The sequence below is a fragment of the Pseudomonas sp. FW300-N2F2 genome, assembly GCF_017351655.1.
Lineage (GTDB): Bacteria > Pseudomonadota > Gammaproteobacteria > Pseudomonadales > Pseudomonadaceae > Aquipseudomonas > Aquipseudomonas fluorescens_AA.
This window is the reverse complement of sequence record NZ_JACNDQ010000001.1, coordinates 1,836,425-1,860,024: the sequence shown is the minus strand read 5'-3', so window position 1 is coordinate 1,860,024 and position 23,600 is coordinate 1,836,425. Positions and strand designations below refer to the sequence as shown.

Annotated in this window: 19 protein-coding genes and 2 pseudogenes; 14 read left to right on the top strand and 7 right to left on the bottom strand. The window is 60.1% G+C overall.

All coding sequences use genetic code 11. The annotated features are described in order from the left end of the window. Positions 1-69: 69 nt before the first annotated feature. Positions 70-510 (bottom strand): hotdog fold domain-containing protein, encoded by a 441-nt coding sequence (locus J4E63_RS08420; RefSeq protein ID WP_060738133.1) that lies wholly within the window; start codon positions 508-510, stop codon positions 70-72. Positions 511-672: 162 nt separating this feature from the next. Here J4E63_RS08420 and J4E63_RS08415 point away from each other — a divergent pair, with 162 nt between their 5' ends. From J4E63_RS08415 to J4E63_RS08405, 3 genes are all read left to right on the top strand, one after another. Next, on the top strand, positions 673-1,305 hold the full coding sequence (locus tag J4E63_RS08415) for a TetR/AcrR family transcriptional regulator (RefSeq protein WP_207281635.1): 633 nt from the start codon (positions 673-675) through the stop codon (positions 1,303-1,305). Positions 1,306-1,472: 167 nt separating this feature from the next. Beyond that, on the top strand, positions 1,473-2,417 hold the full coding sequence (locus J4E63_RS08410) for a glycosyltransferase family 2 protein (RefSeq protein WP_207282469.1): 945 nt from the start codon (positions 1,473-1,475) through the stop codon (positions 2,415-2,417). A 25-nt stretch (positions 2,418-2,442) separates the two neighbouring features. Next, positions 2,443-3,279: an NAD(P)-dependent oxidoreductase gene (locus J4E63_RS08405; RefSeq protein WP_207281634.1), complete on the top strand. Its 837-nt coding sequence runs from the start codon at positions 2,443-2,445 to the stop codon at positions 3,277-3,279. Positions 3,280-3,447: 168 nt separating this feature from the next. Here the strand turns inward: J4E63_RS08405 and J4E63_RS08400 are convergent, their stop codons facing one another. The 4 genes and pseudogenes from J4E63_RS08400 to J4E63_RS30795 form a co-directional block, all read right to left on the bottom strand. Next, on the bottom strand, positions 3,448-5,622 hold the full coding sequence (locus J4E63_RS08400) for a glycosyltransferase (RefSeq protein ID WP_207281633.1): 2,175 nt from the start codon (positions 5,620-5,622) through the stop codon (positions 3,448-3,450). Next, positions 5,615-6,301 (bottom strand): 2OG-Fe(II) oxygenase, encoded by a 687-nt coding sequence (locus tag J4E63_RS08395; RefSeq protein ID WP_207281632.1) that lies wholly within the window; start codon positions 6,299-6,301, stop codon positions 5,615-5,617. The genes J4E63_RS08400 and J4E63_RS08395 overlap by 8 nt, the downstream gene beginning before the upstream one ends. Then, a pseudogene (locus J4E63_RS30800) lies at positions 6,295-7,656 on the bottom strand (polysaccharide pyruvyl transferase family protein); the annotation flags it as partial. The pseudogene J4E63_RS30800 and the gene J4E63_RS08395, both read right to left, overlap by 7 nt. A 138-nt stretch (positions 7,657-7,794) precedes the next feature. Further along, positions 7,795-9,018: pseudogene (locus tag J4E63_RS30795) on the bottom strand (ABC transporter ATP-binding protein); the annotation flags it as partial. 183 nt (positions 9,019-9,201) lie between these two features. On the opposite strand from J4E63_RS30795, the gene J4E63_RS08385 reads away from it, so the two are divergent. The 11 genes from J4E63_RS08385 to J4E63_RS08335 all read left to right on the top strand — a co-directional run bounded on the left by J4E63_RS08385 (position 9,202) and on the right by J4E63_RS08335 (position 22,714). Beyond that, a complete protein-coding gene (locus J4E63_RS08385) occupies positions 9,202-10,020 on the top strand; it encodes an ABC transporter permease (protein WP_060738156.1) in 819 nt (272 codons plus the stop codon). A gap of 68 nt (positions 10,021-10,088) precedes the next feature. After that, complete coding sequence (locus tag J4E63_RS08380; protein ID WP_310650696.1) at positions 10,089-12,611, top strand: glycosyltransferase; 2,523 nt, start codon at positions 10,089-10,091, stop codon at positions 12,609-12,611. Between the two features lie 87 nt (positions 12,612-12,698). Next, positions 12,699-15,107 carry a phospholipid carrier-dependent glycosyltransferase gene (locus tag J4E63_RS08375; RefSeq protein WP_259333629.1) on the top strand — a complete coding sequence of 803 codons (2,409 nt, stop codon included), beginning with the start codon at positions 12,699-12,701 and terminating at the stop codon, positions 15,105-15,107. 12 nt (positions 15,108-15,119) lie between these two features. Continuing rightward, complete coding sequence (locus J4E63_RS08370) at positions 15,120-16,142, top strand: glycosyltransferase family 2 protein (RefSeq protein WP_207281629.1); 1,023 nt, start codon at positions 15,120-15,122, stop codon at positions 16,140-16,142. Between the two features lie 92 nt (positions 16,143-16,234). Continuing rightward, a complete protein-coding gene (locus tag J4E63_RS08365; RefSeq protein WP_259333627.1) occupies positions 16,235-16,921 on the top strand; it encodes a class I SAM-dependent methyltransferase in 687 nt (228 codons plus the stop codon). Continuing rightward, complete coding sequence (locus J4E63_RS08360) at positions 16,918-17,325, top strand: GtrA family protein (protein WP_207281627.1); 408 nt, start codon at positions 16,918-16,920, stop codon at positions 17,323-17,325. The genes J4E63_RS08365 and J4E63_RS08360 overlap by 4 nt, the downstream gene beginning before the upstream one ends. Positions 17,326-17,327: 2 nt before the next feature. Beyond that, on the top strand, positions 17,328-18,611 hold the full coding sequence (locus J4E63_RS08355) for an NAD(P)-dependent oxidoreductase (protein ID WP_207281626.1): 1,284 nt from the start codon (positions 17,328-17,330) through the stop codon (positions 18,609-18,611). After that, the gene (locus J4E63_RS08350; RefSeq protein ID WP_207281625.1) at positions 18,601-20,187 is read left to right on the top strand and encodes an FAD-dependent oxidoreductase; all 1,587 of its coding nucleotides are present in this window, start codon (positions 18,601-18,603) and stop codon (positions 20,185-20,187) included. The genes J4E63_RS08355 and J4E63_RS08350 overlap by 11 nt, the downstream gene beginning before the upstream one ends. Further along, positions 20,184-21,293 (top strand): non-hydrolyzing UDP-N-acetylglucosamine 2-epimerase, encoded by a 1,110-nt coding sequence (wecB, locus tag J4E63_RS08345; RefSeq protein ID WP_207281624.1) that lies wholly within the window; start codon positions 20,184-20,186, stop codon positions 21,291-21,293. The genes J4E63_RS08350 and wecB overlap by 4 nt, the downstream gene beginning before the upstream one ends. Continuing rightward, positions 21,284-22,390: a glycosyl transferase gene (locus J4E63_RS08340; protein WP_207281623.1), complete on the top strand. Its 1,107-nt coding sequence runs from the start codon at positions 21,284-21,286 to the stop codon at positions 22,388-22,390. The genes wecB and J4E63_RS08340 overlap by 10 nt, the downstream gene beginning before the upstream one ends. Before the next feature lie 60 nt (positions 22,391-22,450). Continuing rightward, a complete protein-coding gene (locus tag J4E63_RS08335; protein WP_003203536.1) occupies positions 22,451-22,714 on the top strand; it encodes a hypothetical protein in 264 nt (87 codons plus the stop codon). A 274-nt stretch (positions 22,715-22,988) separates the two neighbouring features. Here the strand turns inward: J4E63_RS08335 and J4E63_RS08330 are convergent, their stop codons facing one another. Next, on the bottom strand, positions 22,989-23,306 hold the full coding sequence (locus J4E63_RS08330) for a type II toxin-antitoxin system RelE/ParE family toxin (RefSeq protein ID WP_063320410.1): 318 nt from the start codon (positions 23,304-23,306) through the stop codon (positions 22,989-22,991). Continuing rightward, the gene (locus J4E63_RS08325; protein WP_207281622.1) at positions 23,303-23,539 is read right to left on the bottom strand and encodes a type II toxin-antitoxin system ParD family antitoxin; all 237 of its coding nucleotides are present in this window, start codon (positions 23,537-23,539) and stop codon (positions 23,303-23,305) included. The genes J4E63_RS08330 and J4E63_RS08325 overlap by 4 nt, the downstream gene beginning before the upstream one ends. Between the last annotated feature and the right edge of the window lie 61 nt (positions 23,540-23,600).

Below are 23,600 nucleotides of genomic sequence, written 5' to 3'. Positions count from 1 at the left end.
TCAGCCGTTTCCGCCAGTGGCTGATGGCGCCTCTGGCGGAAACGGTCGATGCCTGATGGGCCAGGCGACCTAACCGAGTTTTACATTCATGGTGATGCGTGCCGTGAAGACTTTCACGCCGCCCTCGTCGAAGATCTCGACCGGGACAATCTTGTCCCCCGAGGTCTGCCAGTCGATGTCGCTACCGTCGGCAATGGCGTGGATGGACGTCTTGGCCTTGGCTAGGTACTCGACGGTCATGCCTTTGGGAATCCAACGAGCCCCGCCAGGGATGGACACCTCGGTCATCATGCCGCCCGCCAGTTCTGCCGCGTTGCACAACGCGATCGCATGAACGGAGGCCAAGTGATTGGTGATTTCCTTGCGGAACGGCACCTTCACCTCACTGCGGCCGGGGGCCAACAGCGAAATCTCCGGGTTGATGGTGCCGAAGTACGGTGCCATCTGGCAGGCCATATTGCTGAACGCGGACGGACCAACGCTTTGGTACATGCTGAGAGTCTGGCTCATGGGTATCTCTGGTCAGGTGGGCTGGAGTCATGAACAGAGCATTACTCTCTTACAGAATATTGCTCTGTTACAGAACAATATTCTGTAAATGTCCACCCTGTCAATCGCTCGTGCCGAACCTTCGTTTCAATTACCATGGCCACTTTTTGCCTGGGCCGAAAAATGGAACCTGTCGATCTCCTCGAGCGCTGCTACCCAGGGCGTCGTGCCGAGTCCAAGCGGCACATCCTCCGATGTGCCCTGGCGCTGTTCAACCAACAGGGCATAGAAGCGACCACCATCGATATCATCCGTGCCGAAAGCCAGATGAGCGTGGGGGCCATCTATCACCATTTCGAAAACAAGGAAGGCTTGGTCGCGGCGTTGTACATGACCGCCCTGGACGATCAGGCGCGGCTGCGGGACAGCTACCTTGGCGCTGTCACCTCGACCCAGGAGTGGGTGCATGCCCTGGTGTTCAGCTACGTCGATTGGGTGGTCAGCCAACCCGACTGGGCGCGGTTCCAGTACCAGGCGCGCTTTGCGGTCGCGCGCAGCAGCTTCAACGAACGGCTCGCCGAGGCGAATCTGGCCAGGAACGCCGAGCTCAAGAAATGGTTCAGCGACCCGGCCCACCAGCAGGATTTGCAGGACCTGCCTTTCGAACTGATCCCGTCACTGATCATCGGTTCGGCGGAGAGCTACTGCCGCGCCTGGCTCTCGGCCCGCGTCAAACGCAGCCCTGAAGACTACCGGCAGCAGTTGGCCGAGGCCGCCTGGCGCGCCGTTGGCATTCATCCCAGCGCCTCGTCGTGAGCGCGTGATCCATCCGGACGGATTCCCTACACAGGTTCCCAGCCCCTTTCACGCACGGTCGTCATGGTTGATGGCCGGAACGGGTCGAAGCGAACCTGCTATCTTGAAGACAGACCTGAGTAGTTGCGATCCCATACGTATCCAGGTTTGTACAAGGAGTGATGAAGTTGGAGGCAGTGGAACTGCTGGCTATGGATGAATGGGCCACATCATCTCTGCGTGGCGAATGTGATGTGATCATCGTCAACTACAATGCCGGTGAACTTTTGTTGGCGTGTGTAAGGTCGGCGTTTGCCGCCGGCGCTTCCAGCGTGATCGTGGTGGATAACGACTCCCATGACGATAGCCTGCTGCTGGTGGAGCGAACCCACGCTGCCGGCGACTCGCTTCACATCGTACGCAATGCCGCCAACCTCGGCTTCGCCGTGGCGTGCAACCAAGGTGCCCACCTGTCAGCGGCCCCCAACTTGTTTTTCTTGAACCCGGACACCGTGCTGGCCGCCGATGCCATAGACCACTTGCTACTGGCACTGCGCAGCGCGCCGGAGATCGGCATGGTCGGAGGGTTCCTGTGCAACCCGGACGGCAGTGAACAGGCCGGCGGACGCCGGGTATTTCCCACGCCCAGGCGCGCCTTCATGCGGGCTTTCGGACTTTCGCGGCTCTCAGGACTTTTCCCATCGCTGTTATCCGACTTTTTATTGCACAAGGAGCCGCTACCCGGTACCCCCATTGCCGTTGAAGCCATCTCTGGGGCGTGCATGCTGGTCAAGCGCGAAGCGATCGAGAGTGTCGGGTTATGGGACGAAGACTATTTCCTTCATTGCGAGGACCTCGACTGGTGCATGCGCTTTCATCAGGCCGGCTGGCGCGTGCTGTTCGTACCAGATGCCCGGGTAATGCATGTATTCGGTGGTTGCAGTCGTCATCGTCCCTATTTCGTCGAATGGCACAAACACCTGGGATTCCTGCGGTTCTATCGCAAGTTCTTTCGCCGCAAGTACCCTACCGTCCTGTGGGTCAGCGTGGTAATCGGAGTCTGGTTTCGATTCGGCCTGGTGGTCCTTCGCCACGCCACCACCCGGTTTAGAAGTGCATGGAACCTACGATAAGAGCGCTCAATTGCGGATAGGAATATTGGGTGGCTCCAGCCTCCTGGGCGAGCGCGCCCTGCCATTGCTGGCACAAACCGGCCACCTGACGAGCGCCTTCACTCGAAGCCTGCCCAAGGTGCCCTGCCCCGGTGTGACCTGGCGAAAGGCGGACGACTGGCACGGATTGGCGCTGGACACGTTCCTGTCATTCGCCCCCCTCTGGGTGCTGCCCGACTACCTGGAACGCCTTGCCAGCACTCACGTCAAACGCGTTGTCGTGCTCTCCTCCACGAGCCGCTTCGCCAAGCACGCATCGCCTGACGCTCGGGAGAGGGACGTGGCGCAACGCTTGATACGTGCAGAAGAACAACTCCAGCAGTGGGCGATCGAACGGCAAATCGAGTGGGTGATCCTGCGGCCGACCCTGATCTATGGCTTTGGCCGCGACAAGAACGTTTCGCAAATCGCGCGTTTCATTCAGCGCTTCGGATTCTTCCCGCTTATCGGTGGCGGTACCGGCTTGCGCCAGCCAGTGCACGGGGATGACGTGATCCAGGCGTGCCTGTCCGCCGTGAGCACGCCTGGCCTGCCCAGTGGCGGCTACAACCTCTCGGGGGGAGAAGCCTTGCCTTATCACATGATGGTCAGGCGCATATTCCAGGCCATGGGTCGCCCGGAGCGAACACTGCCCCTCCCCGCCAAGGCACTCAGCGCGGGCGTTTCGATTTTGCGCTGCCTGCCACGCTACCGACATCTTTCAAGCGCCCTGGTGGGGCGGATGAACCAGGACCTGGTGTTCGACCATTCGCACGCCAGTGACTGGCTTGGTTTTGCTCCCCGGGCGTTTCACCTGATGGATGAAGATTTGCCCGGGCGCTGAAATAGCCTTGGCACTATGGCGATGATGTTGCATGTGTCGGTGTCGACGACATCGCGAGCAAGCTCGCTCCCACAGGGTTCTACGGCGTGCATGCATTTTGTGGCTGCCGATCATCCATGTGGGAGCGAGCTTGCTCGCGATGACGGTGTTACCGTCAAGGTGATGGCCTTATCGCGACCCAGCCTTCTCCCCCATCTCCCCGCCAGGCTCGTCACGATGAACGTGGGCCTGCCACGCCCCCCATTTGCTTTCGAAGTACGCCTGGTTTTTGTCCCAGAGAGCCTGATACTCGCCACTGGCGATCAGCTTCCTGAACGATGCCTGCCCATAATGATGGATAAACGCGTCTTCGGCGCAGACCGTCCGGTAGCCGGCCGCCTGCACGCGACGGCTGTAGTCGTCGTCCTCGAACATCCCGATACCGAATGCTTCATCCAGATACCCCACCTCTTCGAGGATGCTGCGGCGAAAGGCGACACAAAACATCGCCAGCATCGAGATATCGAACGTCCGCCCCTTGCGGGCTTCGGTGTAGCGGTCTGCAAACGCTTGCATCTGTTGAATGTCGGTGTAGGAAATCGCGATTTTCGCTTCGTTGCCTACCGCATTCGTGACCGGCCCGACCAGGCCGATACTCGGGTCTCTCAAATGCCTGACCAGCGGGTCCAGCCAGCCGCCAGGCACTACCGTGTCGTTGTTGAGCAGCAGCAACACGTCACCGTCGGCTTCTCGCAAGCCCTGGTTGTTCGCCGCAGCAAAACCCCGGTTGTCCGGGTTGAGAATGATCTTCGCGGTCGGCACTTCTTGGCGCAGGCGCTCAAGATATTCAGCCGTACCATCGTCCGAGCCATTGTCGACAACAATCAGTTGGTAATGGGGCCAAGTGGTATTACGTAGAACGCTGTTGACACATTGAATCGTCAGGTTGAGGTTGTTGTATGTCACGAGCACGATGGAGACTTTCTCGTACAGCCCGACGATAGCAAGTTGCATGCTATCGAATCGATCCTTCCAGTCGTTCGCTCGGGCGAGCTCCACGCGCCGCTTGTACAGGGCCAGGTCGCGTTCGGCCAAGGCCTGCTCGATCTGCTCGATGAACTCATCGACCCCGGTGGCGAAGTACAGCAGGTCCTTATAAATGCTCATCTCCGCCAATGGCGTGGAGATCACCGGTTTGCCTGCGCTGATGTACTCGTAGAACTTCACCGGATCGACCGCATGCGTCACGTTGTAGAGCCTGAAGGGAATCAGGCAGGCATCGAAATGATCCAGGTAAAGCGGCATCTGCGAGTACGGCTTGTGGCCCAGCAACTGCACGTTAGGCTTGTGCTCCAGGCCTGCCAGATCCTCGACGAAAATGTCCCCCACCAGGATGAAGTTCCACGCTGGCCGCCGGTCCGCCAACGCCGCCAGCAAGGGATAATCGAGCCATTGCGCCAGGGCGCCGTAGTAGCCGATCACCGGGCCGACAAGCCCACTCAGCACGTCGTTGGTAAAACAGTGCTGCCGGAAAAAAGCGAAATCCACCGCGTTACGCACCAGCACGCAGCGTGGGTTGTGGGCGCACCACTTCTGGTAAAGCAACGCGGCGGAAACGGTCACCAGGTCGGCCTGGGCAACCAGGGTCTTTTCCTCGCTCAGCAGCTGTTCGCCGATGTTCGGGAAACCATCCCAGTCATCCATGCAGTCATAGAGAATGCGCCAGCCATGCAGGGTGCGCAGGCTGAGTGCCACGGGGCTCCAGTAAGCGATATGCACCACCGAGAGGGCGGTTCTGATCTGCATGTCGGCGACCAATGCAGCCAGGGCACGCAGCAAAGCCTGATGATTTTCAGGCGTCACTATTTGTTCGTAATACGCCTCTTGCGCCTCGCGCTGCAGGACCACTTCAAAGACGTTGGGCGCCACCGGTGTCAATCCATAGAGCTGTCCCTGTTCCGGTACACGGGCGGGGACGATATAGAACACCCGATAACCATTGCTCGCAAACTGGCTCATCAACTGCTGCGGTCGCTGGAAGCGTGCGGCCCAATCGATGTTGGCGAAGCAGAGAATATCCAGGCGTCCCTTCGTGACGAAATCAGCGTCCACCTCAACGTTCGGCAACGGCTCCGGTGCTGCCGGGTAGACAATTGCAGCGGCCGTGTCGGGGAACTCCTGGGCGGCGGTAAACCCATAACGCATCCATCGGAACAGCGAGCGCAGGGGGCGGGTGAAACGCCACGAACGGGTGTTTTGCAGGAAGTCGACTTTCGCCAAGGCAACATCGCGCTCGTTGATGGCCGCGTCTCTTTGGGCCAAGGCGGCGTCGCGGTCGATCAAGGCGCTGTCGAGCTTAAGCACGTGGGTACCCATGCAGCGGCGTGCTGTCACCCGGCGGCCACATGGAACTGAGGGAACCGGGCCGGTAGAACGTTGCCGTCAGGCTGCGGCGGGAAGATTGACAGCCGCTCACCACGGGGGTGACGGCGTGCCAGGAATTATCCGAGCGCACCAGGACCGCCGAATTGCCCACCCGTGGCTCGATCTCGGCCGCCACGGCGCTGGGATCGTTGCGGTGCAGGATGGTCAGGCAACCGCCGTCGTTGCGGTCCCAGGACTCATTGAAATACAGGATATGGGTGACCAGTTTATCCGGAAGGTCCGGATGGGCCCCCAGGCTCGCACCGGGGCCGTAATGAAAGACGTTGACCTCCATCGGCACGCTGCGCAGGTCGATCCCGGTCAGCTCCGACATGGCCTCTCGATAGCCGGCCGAGCCAAGGTCCTGCGCCAGCCTCAACCATGCCTCGCTCAGTTCTTCAGGGAAGGCGATCGTATGGGTGCCCATGCTCACCAGGGCACGCGCTTCATAGTCATAGTTTTTCTCACCGCCATAACCACTCACCGTCTTGAAATGATCGTGAGGAAACGACGCCGCCAATGCGGCGGCATCTTCGGGCGAATACAGACTGCCGATTTCAGCCCAGGTATAGGGATGGGCCTTTAGCGCCGCTGGCGTGAGACGAGAGAGATCTAGCATTGTCTGTTCTTGTTCGCTGTCAGGTTTCTGATACCACGGGCAATGGAGCGCAGTGGCGCGGTCATTCGGAATGAATTGGAGTTCTGCAACTCAAGCATCCTGGCGTCACTGAGGGCCAGTTGCTGACTGAGCTGGACAATCCGTTGCTGCTGGGCAAGCTCCTGTGCTGCAAGGTTCTGTGCCGGTTCGATGATGCCCGGCTCCGGCACGACGGGGCTTGCCGGACATTCAGCCGGCAATGGCTCGCGACCCTGGGCGGCGGTTTCGAGCAGATTGGGCAGATGCTGTAGAAAAGCGCCCAACACCGGCCGGGACGACGTTTTGCCCTGGCGAATGATCGCCGCGACCCGGTCCCAATGCTCGACCAATTGATCCGCCGCCGCACGCGCCGCCGGCGATGGGCGGGTCTTGCCGACTCGCGCGAGAAACCATTGCGGATCGACTGTCGCCACGTCCGGCAATGCGTGGAGTGTGTCGAACCCAGCCAACGCCGTGTATTTGCCCGTGGTCAGGTCCGCCGAGCAGAACACCGGGACGCCAAACGCCAGGGCGGTGATTGCCAGGTGGTAACTATGACCGATCACCGCTTCGGCCTGGCTGAGAATTTCCGCCATGAGCAACGGTTCAGGCCAGAACGACAAGGTGACGGCCCCAGGCAAGCGCCCGGCAATGACCGACGGATCGTCCCCCAGGACAGGGCCAATCGGCACCACCAAAAACTGATAGCCCTGGAACGCCTCGGCGTAGTCTTCGAACAGTTTTACAAAAGATTCCACCACGTGAATGGCGTGGACCACGATGTAGGGGCCGGTGAGCCCGGCCTGCTCGCGCAGGCGAATGAACGCGGCCGAGGGTCGCTGCTCATCGATCAGGCGGGGCAAGCCAAACGCGGTATCGGGCAACACTTCGATCTCGGCCTGTCGAGTCAGCGCACCAAGGGTATCGCGCGACAGTGCATCACGGACGCGCACGTACTGGCTTTGCTCAAGGGCCATCGTCAATAACGGCCTGGCCCAGTCGGGAATATCGTTGCAATGCATCCCGGGGGCATTCCACATGACCGGGACCGCGTGCTGCTGGGCGATGAGCGCAGGCGTCAGCCAATAACCGGTCGGGTGATGGATATCGGCGGTTGTCGGACCATAGCCGTGGGCAACCACTTTATCGAAGCGGATCAGGAAACCGCCGCCGATCAAGACCCCATCCAGGCTCGCCGCTACATGGGGCAGCTCTGTCAGCGATGTCACCGCATAGGGCCATTGAGGTCGGCTTTTCCCGTGATAGGAAAACCGATGCAGATTGACTGACCCCAACCGCCGGGTCAGTTCAGCCTCGGCGATGATCGGAAACAGCAGATCGCCATAGTTCTCTACGTCAAAGGTGCCGAATATAGCGACCTGCCACGTGCGCTCGACCGGGTGTTCCGTCACAACCTTAGCCCCTTGAGTCCCGCTGGCCTTGGTAAGCGACTCAACCGGTCGAGCGTCGATCCTCTGCAACCCCAGGTCAACCATGCCCAGAAAATCCTGGTGGTTCGGCAACATGTCGAACGCCAAGGGCGCGACCTGCTTCTCGATCAGTTGCGAGGTATCTTCCGTCGCGCCGTGCAACAGCTTGAGCGTGACATGATAGCGCCCCTCGGCGAGGTGGGCCGGGAAGCGCACTGTGATCGCCGCGCGCCGCCAGCCATTTTCGACCGGGCCGGGTTGCAGTGCGAAGTTGCCTCCACCGATCACCAGCAGCCTGGCTTCCTGGATGGTGAAGCTGATGTTGGGTTGAGTGATCGACTCATGCAGCAACGCCTCGACGCGAATCTCGATATCGTCGCCATACAGGTAGCTGGAGGAAAGCTGCTGGGTGTTGGTGAAGCAGGCAGCGCTGATGTGCCCCTCTTCGGTCCCGAAGGCCATCCCCTCCTGCCCGCCCATGAAGGACTTGCGCGTCACCGGTATGACCCCGCCACTGGCCCAGCGACGTTGCTCGTCACGCATGTCGAGCAAATGCAGCTCGGCCATTTCATCGGGCGAGCCGCTGGCCACGACCCGGCCTGCGCGCAGATAGATGACCCGGTGGCAGAAGCGCTTGACCATGCTCATGTCATGGGAGACGAACAGCAGCGTGGTGCCTTTGGCAGCCAGTTCTTCCAGCCGATTCAGGCATTTGAACTGAAAGGACGCATCGCCGACGGAAAGCGCCTCATCGACGATCAGGATTTCAGGCTCGACACAGACCGAAACGGCGAAGGCCAGCCGTACCAGCATCCCGCTGGAATAGATCTTGGTAGGCTGGTCGATGAAGTCGCCGATATTGGCGAAGGCGATGATGTCATCGAAACGAGCGTCGATTTCTGCACGACTCAAGCCCAGCACCGCCGCATTCACATAGACGTTTTCCCGGCCGGTGAACTCCGGATTGAAACCAGACCCCAGCTCGAGCAACGCCGCAATCCGGCCATGCCCCTGGACACCGCCCCGGGTCGGCATCAACGTTCCGCAGATCAGTTGCAACAAGGTGGATTTGCCACTGCCATTACGGCCGATGATACCGACGGTCTCCCCCCTTGCGATGGTCAGGGAAACATCGTCCAGGGCCCAGAACTCGCGATAGAAACGCTTCTTGCCGCGCACCAGCATCTGCAATAGACGGTCTTTGGGCGCATCGTAGATCTGATAACACTTGCTCAGGTTTTCGGCGCGGATGGCCACTTCAAACGACATCGGCAAAACCCTTTCATGAATCACGGCCATTATTGCGGTGCCACTGAAATCCGTCCTTCGTTGGGCGCTGCGGATGAGTTAAGCACAGATGGGATAAAAAACTTCGAATGAATCTACACTGGGCCTACTCCATGAGGATGCGACTCGAGGAGCATCCGCTATTGCCTTGAGGATCAAGCACCGATGCAGTCGTTCAGCACGTCCCCTGTTGCCATGATCAAGAGTGTCCTGATCAATCGAATCCTGATCTACGTGTTGATCCGCAGAGAAGTCATCGGTCGCTACAAAGGCTCGATGCTCGGTATTCTATGGTCGTTCTTCACACCGGTTTTCATGCTGGTGGTCTACACATTCGTGTTCAGTGTCGTTTTCAAGGCCCGCTGGTCTGGCGGCGGTGAATCCAAGAGCGAATTCGCCTTGGTGCTGTTCGCGGGCCTGCTGGTCTTCAACCTGTTTTCCGAATGCGTGAACCGTGCGCCGGGCCTGGTGCTGGCCAATACCAACTACGTCAAGAAGATCGTCTTTCCACTGGAAACCCTGCCCCTGGTGTCGCTCGGCGCAGCGCTGTTCCACATGGCGGTCAGCGTTCTGGCCTGGCTGATGTTCTATATCGCCCTGTTCGGAACCCCACCGATCACCGCCCTCCTGCTGCCATTGGTGCTGTTTCCATTGGTGTTGCTGACGCTGGGCATCTCCTGGTTTCTCGCCTCGATAAGCGTCTACCTGCGCGATATCGGCCAGTTCATCGGCGTCATCATCACGGCGATGCTGTTTCTCTCGCCGATTTTCTATCCGCTCTCGACGCTTCCGCAAAGCTATCAGGCCGCCTTGCAGGCAAATCCCCTGACACTGCCGGTGGAAATGGTTCGCGATGTCATGTTCTGGGGCCGGCCGCCGCACTGGGAGCACCTGGCGGCTTATTCGGCAGTCTCGGTGCTGATTGCCTGCGCCGGGTTTGCCTGGTTCCAGAGGACACGCAAAGGCTTCGCCGACGTCATATGACGTTTGTTGCGTGGCACCCCGTCCAGCAACCGCTATGCTGACTCATTGCACGGCTGGAGGCCTGGCGGGTGATTGAAGCCAACATCGATCCTGAAAAAGACCGCGTGTGCGTTGCCGTATTGACCAAAGGACCAGAAAACCGCATGGACCAGATCAACCGTCTTGTTGATTGCATTGACCAACTGACTCGCTCGACACAATCCAGATCCATTGAGGCCTTGCAGTTGGTCAAGGAAATCGAAAATCGAGATCGGCTTATCAAACAACTGAACCTTGATTCAAAAGCGCTTCGCACCCGCCTGTCACTTCAAGAAGGCAAGACCGGGCGGCTGCGTGAGCGACTGCGGCTGGCCGAACAGCACCTCAAGGACGCCGAGGCATTAATCCAGACAAAGGAAAAAGAGGCTGTCGTGTTTTCCGATTGGGCGGTGGATTTGCGTGCCCAACTGGCGGCCAAGCAAGCCGAGTTGTTCAAGCTTTCCGACTGGGGCAACGCCATCGAACGTGCACCGCTGCGTTATTCGATACGCAAGCAATTGTATAAATTATCGCGCCGGGTCTATGCCTGGTTGCCCCTCACCGCACAGCAGAAAAGCAAACTGGCGCGTCGGCTTCGAAATTGGCTGAAACCCGGCAAGGCAACACCAGGCGAATCATCGCCAGACGCTGGTTTTGCGCTGCAAACTCTGCCACCGCCCGTAAACGTTGCCGTACCGTCCAGCCTCGGGCAGCCCATGATCCTGATGTTCGGCGTGATTGACTGGCACTTTCGCATCCAACGCCCACAAAACCTGGCCAAGGAATTGGCCCGGGCCGGACAAACGACTTTTTATATCTCGAACAATTTCATCGACGACGAGGCCCCCGGCTTCCAAGCAGAACCTTTGGAAGGCTCCCACCGGCTGTTCCAGATCCGTTTCAAGGTACGCGGTGCACCGGCCATCTATCATGCCCCTCCGTCAGCGGCCGTGATCCGCCAGTTGTGCGAAGGCCTGGCCATGCTCCTGGAAGCGGCGAACGTCGATGCCGCGGATTGCATTGTCCAGCACGCCTTCTGGTTTCCGCTGGCAAGGCGTGTCCCCAACGCCACCCTGGTCTATGACTGCATGGATCATCACGAAGGTTTCGGCAACGTTGCCCAGGAACTGCTCGACCTGGAAATCGCCCTGATGCGCAGGGCCGATCTGCTGGTGGCGACATCCGACTGGATCGAACAACACGGCAAGCGGGAAAACCGCAACGTCGAGGTGATCCGCAACGCCTGCGAGTTCAGTTTCTTCAGCCGACGTCCCGACAGGGTCTACCGGGACCCTGCCAACAGAAAGATCATCGGCTACTACGGCGTTATTGCCGAATGGTTCGACCTGGACCTGGTCAAGCGGGTCGCCCAATCCTTCCCGCAGCACCTGATTCTGTTGATCGGCAGTGATATCGTCCAGGCAAAAAAACACTTCAAGGCCTACCCGAATGTGATCCTGGAAGGTGAAGTCCCGTATACCGCCCTGCCTTACTACCTCCACGCCATGGACGTTTGCCTGCTACCGTTCAAGGTCATACCGTTGACCCTCGCCACCAACCCGGTCAAGGTCTATGAATACCTGAGCGCGGGAAAACCGGTGGTGTCGGTGAAACTGCCGGAGTTGAGCCAGTTCGGCAAACTGGTCTGGGCGGTTGAAGAGCCGACTGAGTTCATCTCGACCCTGCGCGGTGTCCTGGGGACACTGCCGGAGGCCAGCGCCGCATTGGAGGCTCGTCAATCGTTCGCCCGAGGCCAGACCTGGCAGCACCGGGCCGCCAGCCTGCGCGATGCCATCGCGGCATTGCCCCAGCCCAAAGTCAGCGTCGTGGTGCTGACCTACAACAACCTCGAACTGACCAAGGCCTGCCTCGACAGCCTGTTGACCCAGAGCCAATACCCGAACCTTGAAATCATCGTCGTCGACAACCACTCCAGCGACCAGACCCCGGCCTACCTCTGCGCCTGGGCCGACGGCCATCCCGACCGGATCGTCATCCTCAACCCGGACAACAAGGGCTTCGCCGCCGGCAACAACCTGGGCCTCGCCGCCGCCAGTGGTGACTATCTGGTCATCCTGAACAACGATACGGTGGTCACCGCCGGTTGGATCAAAGGCCTGATCCGTCACCTGCAGGACCATAAGGAAATCGGCATCATCGGCCCGATCACCAACAACATCGGCAATGAGGCCAAAGTCGGCACCCGCTATGAGCGGCTGGAAGACATGCCCGCCGAAGCCGCGCAAATGACCCGCGCCCGCATGGGCGAGTGGTTCGAAATCAACACCCTGGCGTTTTTCTGCGTGATGTTCCCGCGCTCGACCTACGAGCAAATCGGAGGCCTGTGCGAAGAGTATGGCCTGGGGTTCTTCGAGGATGACGATTACTGCCGCCGCGTACAGCGGCATGGCATGCGCGCAGCCTGTGCCGAAGACGTCTTCGTTCACCACCACCTGTCCGCCTCGTTCAACACCTTGGGAGCCAGGAAAAAACAGGCCCTTTTCGAAAAGAACCGGGCGATCTACGAGAGCAAGTGGGGATCCTGGGTTCCGCACACGTACCGAGACGTGTAAGCAGCCCCTTTGCATGCAAATTCAAGGGAGCCACGGATCTTGGTTTGCCTTAATGGACAGCGTTATCCCTTTAGCCGAGACGATATTTTGCCCAGATTCAGCCTGAAGTACGCCGTGGTGGTGTTGGTTTTACTGGCGAGTGCAGTGGTCGGCGTGTACGGTTTTTCTACGCTTGAACTGGCGTCCATGAACAGCGGCACCCGGACGATATTGCTGTCGATGGCAGCCCTGGCCGCCCTCACCGTCGTCACGCGCAAGCCACCGATCATTCTTTGCCTGGGTTTGCTGGCGTGCCTGGCCATCGCCTGCGCACAGATTTGGCCGGTGCTTGTCGTAGCGGTGTTCACGCTGTCTGCCACCGTGCTTGGCAGGTGGGTGCTCAGGCAAGCAGCCTCGGCCGACTGGAGCGTCCACCTGCTGGTGGGAGCCGGTGCGTTCGGTACGCTGACAGGCCTGGCGGCCTACTGGCCGATCAACTACCCCGGGCTGTATGGCGCGCTGCTGTTGTTGCCGCTGGCATTGGGCCACGGACACGTCACGTCGATAGGCCGTGAACTGCTGCGACACATCCAGGCCAGCCGATCAACGCAAACACCGCTCCAAACGGCGCTCGACGTACTGATCTGCAGCTTCGCCTGTCTTTACGTGTTGGTCGCCTTCATGCCAGAGGTCGGGCACGACGCATTGGCCATGCACCTCTTCGTCCCTTCACACCTGGCCCAGCGGCATCAATGGTCGTTCGATGCCAGCACCTATGTGTGGGCAGTCATGCCCATGCTGGCCGACTGGATCTATAGCATCGTCTATATGCTGGGCGGCGAAACGGCAGCGCGCCTGAGCAACAGCGCATTCACCCTGCTGCTGGCGTGGCAGATCCGCAACATGACCCTCTGGGCCGGAGGCTCTGCCACAAGTGCCCGTTGGGCAAGCCTGATCTTTCTGTCGACGCCCCTCGCCTTCGCTGAAAGCAGCAGCCTGCACATCGAGTCGGCGTGGACCGCCTTCATGATGGCCGGGACACTGGCGATCCTGAAGGTCTCACGTTTCACGCCGGATCCCACGGAGCGCCTGTCGCAACTGCTGCTGGCCGGCGTCCTGCTGGGCTTCGCCATGGCGACCAAGGCGGTGACCCTGAGCGTCCTGCCGGTGCTGTTGGTGATGCTGCTGGTGCAGTACAAGGCCTGGGCTGTCCCAGGCATCGTCAAGACGCTCCTGCTCGGCAGTGCCGGCCTGATACTGGCCGGTGCCACCCCTTACGTCTCTGCCGGGTACTTGACCGGTAACCCGGTGTTTCCGTTTTTCAATGCCATTTTCCATTCGCCACTCTGGCCGAACATCAATTTCGAACCGCCAGCCGCTTTCGGTACAGGGATGACCTGGGACACTCTCTATCGAATGGTCTTCAAGTCGCCTCAGTTCATCGAGGGGCGCGTCGGCGCGGCAGGCTTTCAATGGCTGTTGCTGCCCACGGCCGCCGTCGCCGTGCTGTTGAGCGGCAACAAAAAAGCCCTGTGCATCCTCCTGGTCGGCGCCGGCGCGATGTTCATGACGTTCCACTCAACGGCCTACCTGCGTTATGTGTTCCCCTCATTCGCGCTGTTCTCAGTGATCCTGGCACTGCCCTTTTCCGACCCCAGGTTCTTCCCGCGCAGCCTCGCCATCGTCGCCGGGGCCGTGTTGGTCCTGACCAATACCCGTTTCATCCAGGCCGCGACTTACTATGGCGACATCAAACCCTCTGCGCTGTTGAGCCAGGCCGGTCGGGACGCCTACCTGTTGGAACGCCTGCCCATCCGAAACATGGTCGACACCGTCAACGCCTTGAATAGCGGGAACCAGCCCGTGGCGGTCTTTGCATCGCCCTTGATGGCGGGTTTGCATGGCGATGCCCTCTACGCGTCGTGGTACAACCTGAAGTGGAAAAACGAATTCGACGCGGCGACCTCACCATTGGAGCTTACCCAGCGCTTGCGCCGACGCCAGGTGAACTGGCTGGTGATCGACCTCAAGTCCCTTCCCCAGGTGCAACTCGATCGGCTGCTCACGGTGTCCACGTCGTATGCCAGACTGGGTGACCTGGACCTGCGCAAGCTCAATGTCACCCACGACGAACACCTGCTCGACCCGCAGCTGTCCAACCTCGAGGGCTGGAGCCTGACGTCACCCTCGACCTATGACGCGTCGCGCAAGATCCTGACCGTCAACGTCAAGACACCGGCCACACAGCGGGTCGAAGTGACGCCGGGGCTGACGTACATCAACAGCGTGTCCGCACGTTGCGCAACGACGGCCACCGCCGGAAGAATCCAGGCCAATTGGATGGACGACCAAGGCGACTTCATTACCACCAGCATCGAGACGTTTGACTGCACCACGCAATGGGAGACCCATGAGATGAGCGTCGTTGCCCCCGCGAATGCCACGTCCGTGATCATTTATGCGTCCGGGCACACCGACATCCCCCTGGAGTTCAAGTCACTTTCATTCAGGCAATAGCGGGCGATATCGATGAACTCAAAAACAGCGCTTTTCACGGACGAACAACGCGTCGCCGTCGTCATCCCCAGCTATCGGGTCACCGCGCACATCGTCGGGGTCATCGAGGCCATAGGGCCGGAGGTCTGGCGCATCTATGTCATCGACGATGCCTGCCCGGACGGTTCCGGCGGGCATGTCCTGGCTTCCTGTAACGACCCCCGGGTCAAGGTGCTGCCCCATGAGATCAACCAAGGCGTGGGCGGTGCGGTCATGACCGGCTATCGAGCAGCCCTCGCCGACGGTGCGAGTATCATCGTCAAAGTCGACGGGGACGGCCAGATGGACCCGACCCTGATCCCGCTGTTCATCGAACCGATCCTGGCCAGAGAAGCGGACTACACCAAGGGCAATCGGTTTTTCGACCTGGAAGAAGTCCAATCGATGCCGCGGCTGCGCCTGTTCGGCAACGCGGTACTGTCGTTGATGGCCAAACTGTCGACCGGTTACTGGGATCTGTTCGACCCCACCAACGGCTACACGGCGATTCACCGTGACGTCGCCAGGCTGTTACCCCTGGACAAGGTCAGCCAGCGCTACTTTTTCGAGACCGACATCCTGTTCCGCCTGAACACCGTGCGCGCCGTGGTGGTGGATATTCCGATGGAGGCCCGATACGGCGACGAAGTCAGTCACCTCAAGATCTCGAAGATCGTTGGCGAATTCCTGTTCAAACACCTGCGCAATTTCACCAAGCGCGTGCTCTACAACTATTATCTTCGCGACATGTCCCTGGCTTCGATCGAACTGCCGATCGGGATTGTCATGTTCTTGTTCGGCATCTTCTTCGGCAGTTATCACTGGTATGAATCGGCGCAGAATGGCATCGCGACACCCGCCGGCACGGTGATGCTTAGTGCACTGCCGATGCTCATGGGGTTGCAACTGATCATGGCGTTCCTCGGTTACGACATCGCCTCGGTGCCCAGCCGGCCACGGCAATCCAGGCGTGTTAAAGCAACGTCATTGCGGGAAGAAAACTCATTAAAGCGCTGAGAGATTTTTTATCGGACCCGTCGCTCAAGGCATTGGATGTCGATGGCGGCGAGCGCCTCGAACTTCACGGCAAAGTGCTTGAACGCAAGCGAATGCTCCGGGAAGTCTTCGTGGAGTTCCACCACGCGTTTCATCGCCTGGCAGACCGTTACTTCAAGGTCGAAGGCCTTGAGGTGGAATTGGGGGCGGGCATCGCGCCCATGCGTCATTCATACCCTGAAGTACTGGCCACGGACATTGTCGCCACCGAACAACTGGACATGGCACTCGATGCCGAGGCAATGAGCCTGGACGATCACTCGGTCAGGGCCTTTTATGGCCAGAACTGTTTTCACCACTTCCCTCACCCCGATCGGTTTTTCACGGAACTGGAAAGAACGCTCAAGATCGGCGGCGGGGCCATTTTGATCGAGCCCTTCCACGGCCCCTTTGCCGCTTTTCTCTATAAACGCCTGTTCAAGTCCGAAGGCTTCGACATGCACTTCCCATCCTGGGAAACACCGTCGAGCGGCCCCATGAACGGCGCCAACCAGGCTCTGAGCTACATCATCTTCGTTCGCGACAGGCAGGCGTTCGAGAGCAAGTACCCAGGCCTGGAAATCGTCCATCAGGAAATCTGCGGCAATTATCTGCGTTACCTGGTTTCCGGCGGCTTGAACTTTCGCCAGTTACTGCCTGACGCGTTGATCCCCGTGCTCAAAGTCGTTGAAAAGCTCCTGCAGCCGTTGAGGCGGGTATTGGCCCTGCATCACATCGTGCTCATCAGGAGGACGTCTTGACCTTTATTCGGTATGGCGCCATCCAACTCGTGGCCTATGTGTTGGACATGGGCGCCTTTTTGCTGTTGATCGCGCTATTCGAGGAGCAACCCGTGCTGGCCAACGTTATCGGCAAAGGCGTCGCCGGTGTGTTCGCGTTCTTTTTGCATCGGCACTTCACGTTCCAGTCGAGCCATGGCAGCAGCAAGGCTCAAGCGGTGCGCTATTTCTCGTTGCTCGCCATCAATATCCCGGTCGCGTCGGCGCTGTTCAGCGCGGGGCTGTATATCGTCGACAGCCCTGCTCCGGTGAAATTTGTCTGCGACGTGGCCTGCGTGGCCCTGACCTACTGGATCAGCAAACTGTTCGTGTTTCATTCCGCGACGCATCCGCCGGTTCCCCCTGACCGCGCCGAAGGTGCATGACGATGAAGCTATTGATCACCGGCGCGACAGGCTACATCGGACAGCGGGTGTCCGCCCTTGCGGCGGCAAGGGGACATGAGGTGATTTACGCGACGCGCCAGCCGGGTCCGGCTCCCTATGCCTGGCTGCCTTATGACCTGCGGGGCCCGGCCCCCGAGTGCCCGGTCGGCGTTCAGGCGCTGGTCCATTTGGCAGCCGACACCTCGACGGGGACCGACGCCGGTGCGGACGACGAAGTCAACGCGGCCCAAGCGCTGATCCAGTGCGCCCGACAAGGCTCGGCCAGGTTCATCTTCATCTCCAGCCAAACCGCCGGGGCCATGGCTCCGAGCATTTACGGCCGGACCAAGTGGTGTATCGAACAGCACGTGCTGGCCGCCGGAGGCACCGTGATCCGTCCCGGCCAAGTCTACGGCGGCCCCGAACGTGGGCTCTTCGGCTTGTTGTCAGGGCTGGTTCGTCGAAGCCCGTTCATTCCGATCCTCATGCCCGCGCCTGGCGTGCAACCCATCCATGTCGACGACCTCGCGGCCTCGATACTGGCCGTTGCCGAGCGCGACGACATGCATGCCGAGGTCCTCAACCTGGGCGCCGTGCGGCCGATTGCCTTTGGCCGCTTCCTGAAGTCGATCGCGACGCACCGGGTCCGTGCCACTCGCCTGCCAATCCCACTGCCGGTGCCATTGCTCAGGTTATTGCGCCGGTCGCTCGGGCGATCCTTGAGCACGAAACTGGGCCTGGAGCGGATTTTCGCCCTCATCCACCTGCCGCCCATGGACAGCGAGCGGTCCCTGCAAAAACTCGGCATCCAACTGCGCCCCCTTGCCCACGGCATGCATCGCTCCGGCCATGGGCAACGTCGAGGCCTTCTCCAGGAAGCCACGGTGCTCCTGAACTACCTGCTCAAACGCCCGCCGCACAGAAGCCTGGTCAGTCGCTATGCCCGGGCACTGGAGCGTGCGGGAAAAACCCGCGCCGTCATTCATTCGCCCTTGATGATGGGCTGGCCGATACTCCTGACACTCCTGGACAGCCCCGGCGTCCTGCGCAAGCCCGACGGCCAGGAACTGGCCTGGCGCCTGCAGGTTGCACTCGGTATCGCCGAAGCCAGTCCCCAGGGCGCGCTGGTGTTTCTCGGCGTCCAACAGTCGCGCAGCCCTGTCGCCACGCTGGTTGCATTGGGACTCACCGCGGTCAAAGCGTTGGTGTGGCAGCTAGCGGCGCTGTCGTGCCGTTCCTTTGCCCGCCAGCTGTTGCTTGGAAGTGAAGCCCACCGTGAAACCTGAATTCGATGTGATCATTGTCGGCAGCGGCCCGGCCGGGACTTCGGCGGCCTATCCGCTGGTCAAGGCGGGCCTGAAAGTCCTCATGGTCGATGCCCAGGCCAGTAGCGGCTCATCGGCGCTGCCAACCCGCCCATTCCTCAGCGCCAGGACCCACGACGCGCAGCAGTGGAAATGGATGATCGGCGAAAACTTCCACGCCTTGAACCAACCGGACGCGGTATCGCCCAAACTGAAGACACCGACCCATGCCCATGTCTTCGAAGGGTTCAGCGCCGGCAATCGCATCGAGACCGACAATTTTATCGGCATCGGCTCACTGGCAACCGGAGGCCTGTCCAATGCCTGGGGTTGCGGCGTGGCAACGCTCGGTGCCAGCGACTTTGCCGGGCTGCCCATCGATTACTCCGAGATGCAGGCCTCCTACGAAACGGTCGCCCGCCGGATCGGCATCAGCGGCCGGATCGACGACGATCTTTCAAGCTATTTCGGCCTCGATGAGTGGTCGCAACCGCCGCTGCCACTGGACGCCCTGCATCAACGCCTGCTCGATCACTACGCCCGGCGTCGTGGGGCGTTTCCCGACCTGGGGTTTCGCCTTGGCCGCTCCCGGGTCGCCGTCTTGAGCCAGCCCCTGGACGAGCGCAAGGCCTGCGACCTGGCGGGAAACTGCTTGTGGGGCTGTCACAACCAGGCCTTGTACAGCGCATCGCAAGAGCTGCGAAAACTCAAGCAGTACCCGGGATTCCAGCACGTCCAGGACTTCCTGGTGGACGAGCTGCAGAAACAGGACGGTTCATGGACGATCATCGATCCTCGCTCCGCCCGGCGCTGGCGCGGCACACGCCTGTTGCTGGCGGCGGGCACCCTGGCCTCGACCCGGCTCGCCCTCAAGGGCCTGAACCATTCGGCCCCGATACCGCTGCTGTCATCGCCGACGGCTGCCTTCCTGCTGTGGCTGCCGAAAATGCTCGGGACCCCAAGGGCGCCGGCATTTGGTCTGGGCCAGTTATCGTTTGCCCTGGCGTTGACATCCGGTGCCACGGCGTTCGGTTCGACGTTCAGCACCACAGGTTTGCCCATGACCGAGTTTGTCAGCCGGATCCCCCTGAGCAAACGCTACAGCATCGAACTGCTGAAAAACCTGCTCAGCGCCTGCGTCGTCGGGAATATCTTCCTGCCCGGGCACTTGTCTCACAACACGGCGGTCTTGCGCCCTGACGGTTCGTTGAGCATCAACGGCCACGAGCATCCGGAACTCCCCGGGCTCATGAAGGCCGCCGAGGCAAAGCTGCGCCGGATCTATTGGAAAATGGGCGCGCTATTGATGCCCATGAGCTTCACCGTCGGCAGGCCGGGGGCGGATATCCATTATGCGGGCACCCTGCCCATGCACTCGACGCCCAGGATCGGGCAGACTGATGGCCTTGGCGAAGTCGCGGGCCTTGGCGGTGTGCACATTGTCGACGGTGCCTGTCTGCCCAGTCTTACCGAGAAATCCCACACGCTGACCCTCATGGCCAACGCGGACCGGATAGCACGCTCGCTTGCCACCACGATAGGAAATCAAAAGGCATGACCCGCAAGGTACTTTGCATCGTTGGTACGCGTCCGGAAGCCATCAAGATGGCCCCCGTGATCAAGGCACTCCAGGCCGAAAACAATATCGATTGCTGGGTACTCGCCACCGCCCAGCACCGAGGCCTGCTGGATCAGGTGCTGGAGGGGTTTGCAATCACCGCCGACCTGGACCTGGACCTCATGCGCCCCAACCAGTCATTGACGGCGCTGACCTCACGCTTGCTGCTTGAACTCGACAGCGTACTGCAAGCCGAGAAACCGGACGTCGTACTGGCTCAAGGCGACACGACCACGGTCATGTGCGCCGCACTGGCGTGTTTCTACCTGCGGATTCCCTTCGGTCATGTCGAAGCGGGCCTGCGTACCTGGGACCTGTGCAACCCGTTCCCCGAGGAAGCCAACCGGGTGATCGCCGGCAAACTGGCTCGCTGGCATTTCGCACCCACCCAGCATGCCGTGGACAACTTGCTGCGCGAGGGTGTCGCCGCCAGGGATATCACCCTGACCGGCAATACCGTGATCGATGCCTTGCTGATGACCGCGGCACGGGACTCAACCTTGGCTATCCCACTGGACGCCAGTAAACGCCTGGTGCTGGTGACCTGCCATCGACGGGAAAACTTCGGCGAACCGTTCCAGAATATCTGCCAGGCCCTCAAGGACCTGGCCGAGCGCAACCCAGGCATCCAGATCCTCTACCCCGTCCATCCCAACCCAAACGTCAAGGATGTCGCCCATCGATTGCTCGGCCAGACGCCGAACATCCTCCTCTGCGCACCGCTGGATTACGCGCCGTTTATCGCGGCAATAAAGCGCTCTTACCTGATCATCAGTGACTCCGGGGGCGTGCAGGAAGAAGCCCCGGCCCTGGGCAAACCCGTGTTGGTATTGCGGAAAGAAACCGAACGCCCGGAGGCCGTCGAGCTCGGCGTGGTCAAGCTGGTGGGCGCCAACCGGGACACCATCGTCGAACAGGCACAGCGTCTGCTCGATGACCCACAGGCGTACCAGAGTATGGCGCGTGGGGTTTCCCCCTATGGCGACGGCAAGGCCGCAGCGCGCATCGTCGACGCTCTAAGGCAGTACTTCCAGTCATGCGCATGATCTACCTGTCCCCGGTACCATGGGCCAGCTTCAGCCAGCGCCCCCATCACTTCGTCAACTGGTATCACCAGCAGACCGGGGCGCCGGTCTTCTGGATCGATCCGTACCCGACACGCTTACCGACGCTGACCGACCTCACGCGCAAGCCGCCTGTTGCCGATCAGCAAAGCGTCAGCGTTCCACCCTGGTTGCGGGTCCGCAAACCCCAGAGCCTACCCATCGAGCCCCTGCGAGGCTCGGCCGTGCTGCTCAAGCGATTGTGGCGCAACCTGTTCAAAGAGGCCGTGGCATTCTCCGCCCAAGGGCCCTGCATGATCTGTGTGGGAAAACCTTCCGAGCTGGCCTTGCAACTGCTGGCGCTGATCCCGCAAAGCCCTGCCGTCTACGATGCCATGGACGATTTCCCGGCCTTTTATCAGGGCCTGTCACGCGGGTCCATGGAACGTCGCCAGGCGCAGCTCATTCGACGGGTGGGCACAGTCCTGGCGTCCTCCAGCCCGCTTCGCGACAAACTCATGGGCATGACCGACCAGGTTGAACTGGCCCTCAATGCCTGTGACATGCAGGCACTGGCGCCGGTCGAGAGCCTGGACCTCGGTGCCAAGCAACAGGTGCTGGGTTATGTCGGCACGCTGGGTCGTTGGTTCGACTGGGACCTGGTCATAGCACTGGCAAAGGCCAATCCCGGAAACCAAATCCAGCTGATCGGCCCCGTCTTCACACCCTCGTCATGCGTATTGCCTGCCAACATCGAGTTGCTCCCCGAGTGCTCTCACGCCAGCGCAATCGCGGCCATGGCAAGGTTTTCGGTGGGTTTGATCCCGTTCAAGCTCAATCGCCTGACCGCCTCGGTCGACCCGATCAAATACTACGAATACCGTGCCCTCGGCCTGCCCGTCATCTCCACCCGCTTCGGTGAAATGGCCCTGCGCAGCCAGGAACCGGGCGTCTGGATCGTGGATGAAGACAGCGATTTGCGTAAAACCGCCGTCGAAGCACTCGCCAGCCCAAGCGACCGCTCGACGGTTCATCAATTTCGTCAGGCGCACCTCTGGGCTCAGCGTTTTTCTGCGATCAATCTCAAAAACCGCCAATAACGGCCGATACCCAGGATAAGACCCCGCCACTGGGGCGCAGGACAGAACGGTAGGTCAGTCATGACAGAGATTTATTTGCTGATAGCGCACGGCACGGACCAGGGCGAAGCTTACGTGCTGGGCTGGTTCGACGACCGGAGCAAAGCCCGGGAAGTGGCCGAGCAGAAAGAATGGGAAGCGTACCGCGCCAGCCTGAAGGAGAAACACCCATGGTCCAGCCACAAGCCACTGGCACCGGACCAGACGGACTACCGCCGTTACTGGATCAAGACCATTTCCAAATTCGAACATGTGCCAGTGCCAAGGTCCTTTGCGGTCCATTGATCATCACGCATGAATATTCGACGAAACGAGCGTTATCGGTGGCGGTCTAGACGATTAAGCCCATCCGATGAGAGCGTTCTTATGTTGAAATTCCTTGGCGGTACCGTAGGTATCATTTTCCTGATTGGCCTGATCGTGGTGATTGCGCTGTTCAAGTTCATTTTTTGAGCGTGGCGGCGGGGATCTTTGGTTTGGTGGTCCCTATTTTCAGGCGTAAAAAAGCCCAATCTTTGCAGATTGGGCTACGTCATTGTGGCCAACGGGTTCGCTTGACTCATGATGACATCCATTCAGGAATGTCCCGCATGGCGTGTAGAACTCGCCATACGTCAATGTGTTCGTTGCACTCCACGTAGAACACCAGATAGGGATAACGTTTCAGCGGCCAGCAGAGTAATCCGGGGACATCCAGCTCATGGGCGTACCTGGACATACCCGATGCCGGATGGCGGCTGATGTGCATATAGGCGTTTTCCAAGGCGTCGATGAAATTGAGTGCCGCCTGCTCTGCCTGCTCGCCTAGGTAATAGTTGATGGCGTCCTCTACATCCTGGCTGGCAAGAGCTCGCGCAATGACGGGTTTCGCCTTCATCCTCTCCCCTTGCGCACCTTGGCCCGAAGGGATTCGAAGTAGTCGCCATTCACAGGAGCAGTGGGAGCAGACTCCGCCCCGGCCAGTATCAAGCCACGCAGCTGCTGCCGATCCTGATCCTTGCGAATCAGCTCCCGCACATATTCGCTACTGGTGCTGTAGCCTCTCTGGCTAACCTGATCATCTATGAATGATTTGAGAGCGTCCGGTAGGGAGATGTTCATGGTACTCATGACTTTGCCTGTTTTTTGACAAAATTTGCCAAAGTATACACTCTTGGACCAGCCTCGCCAG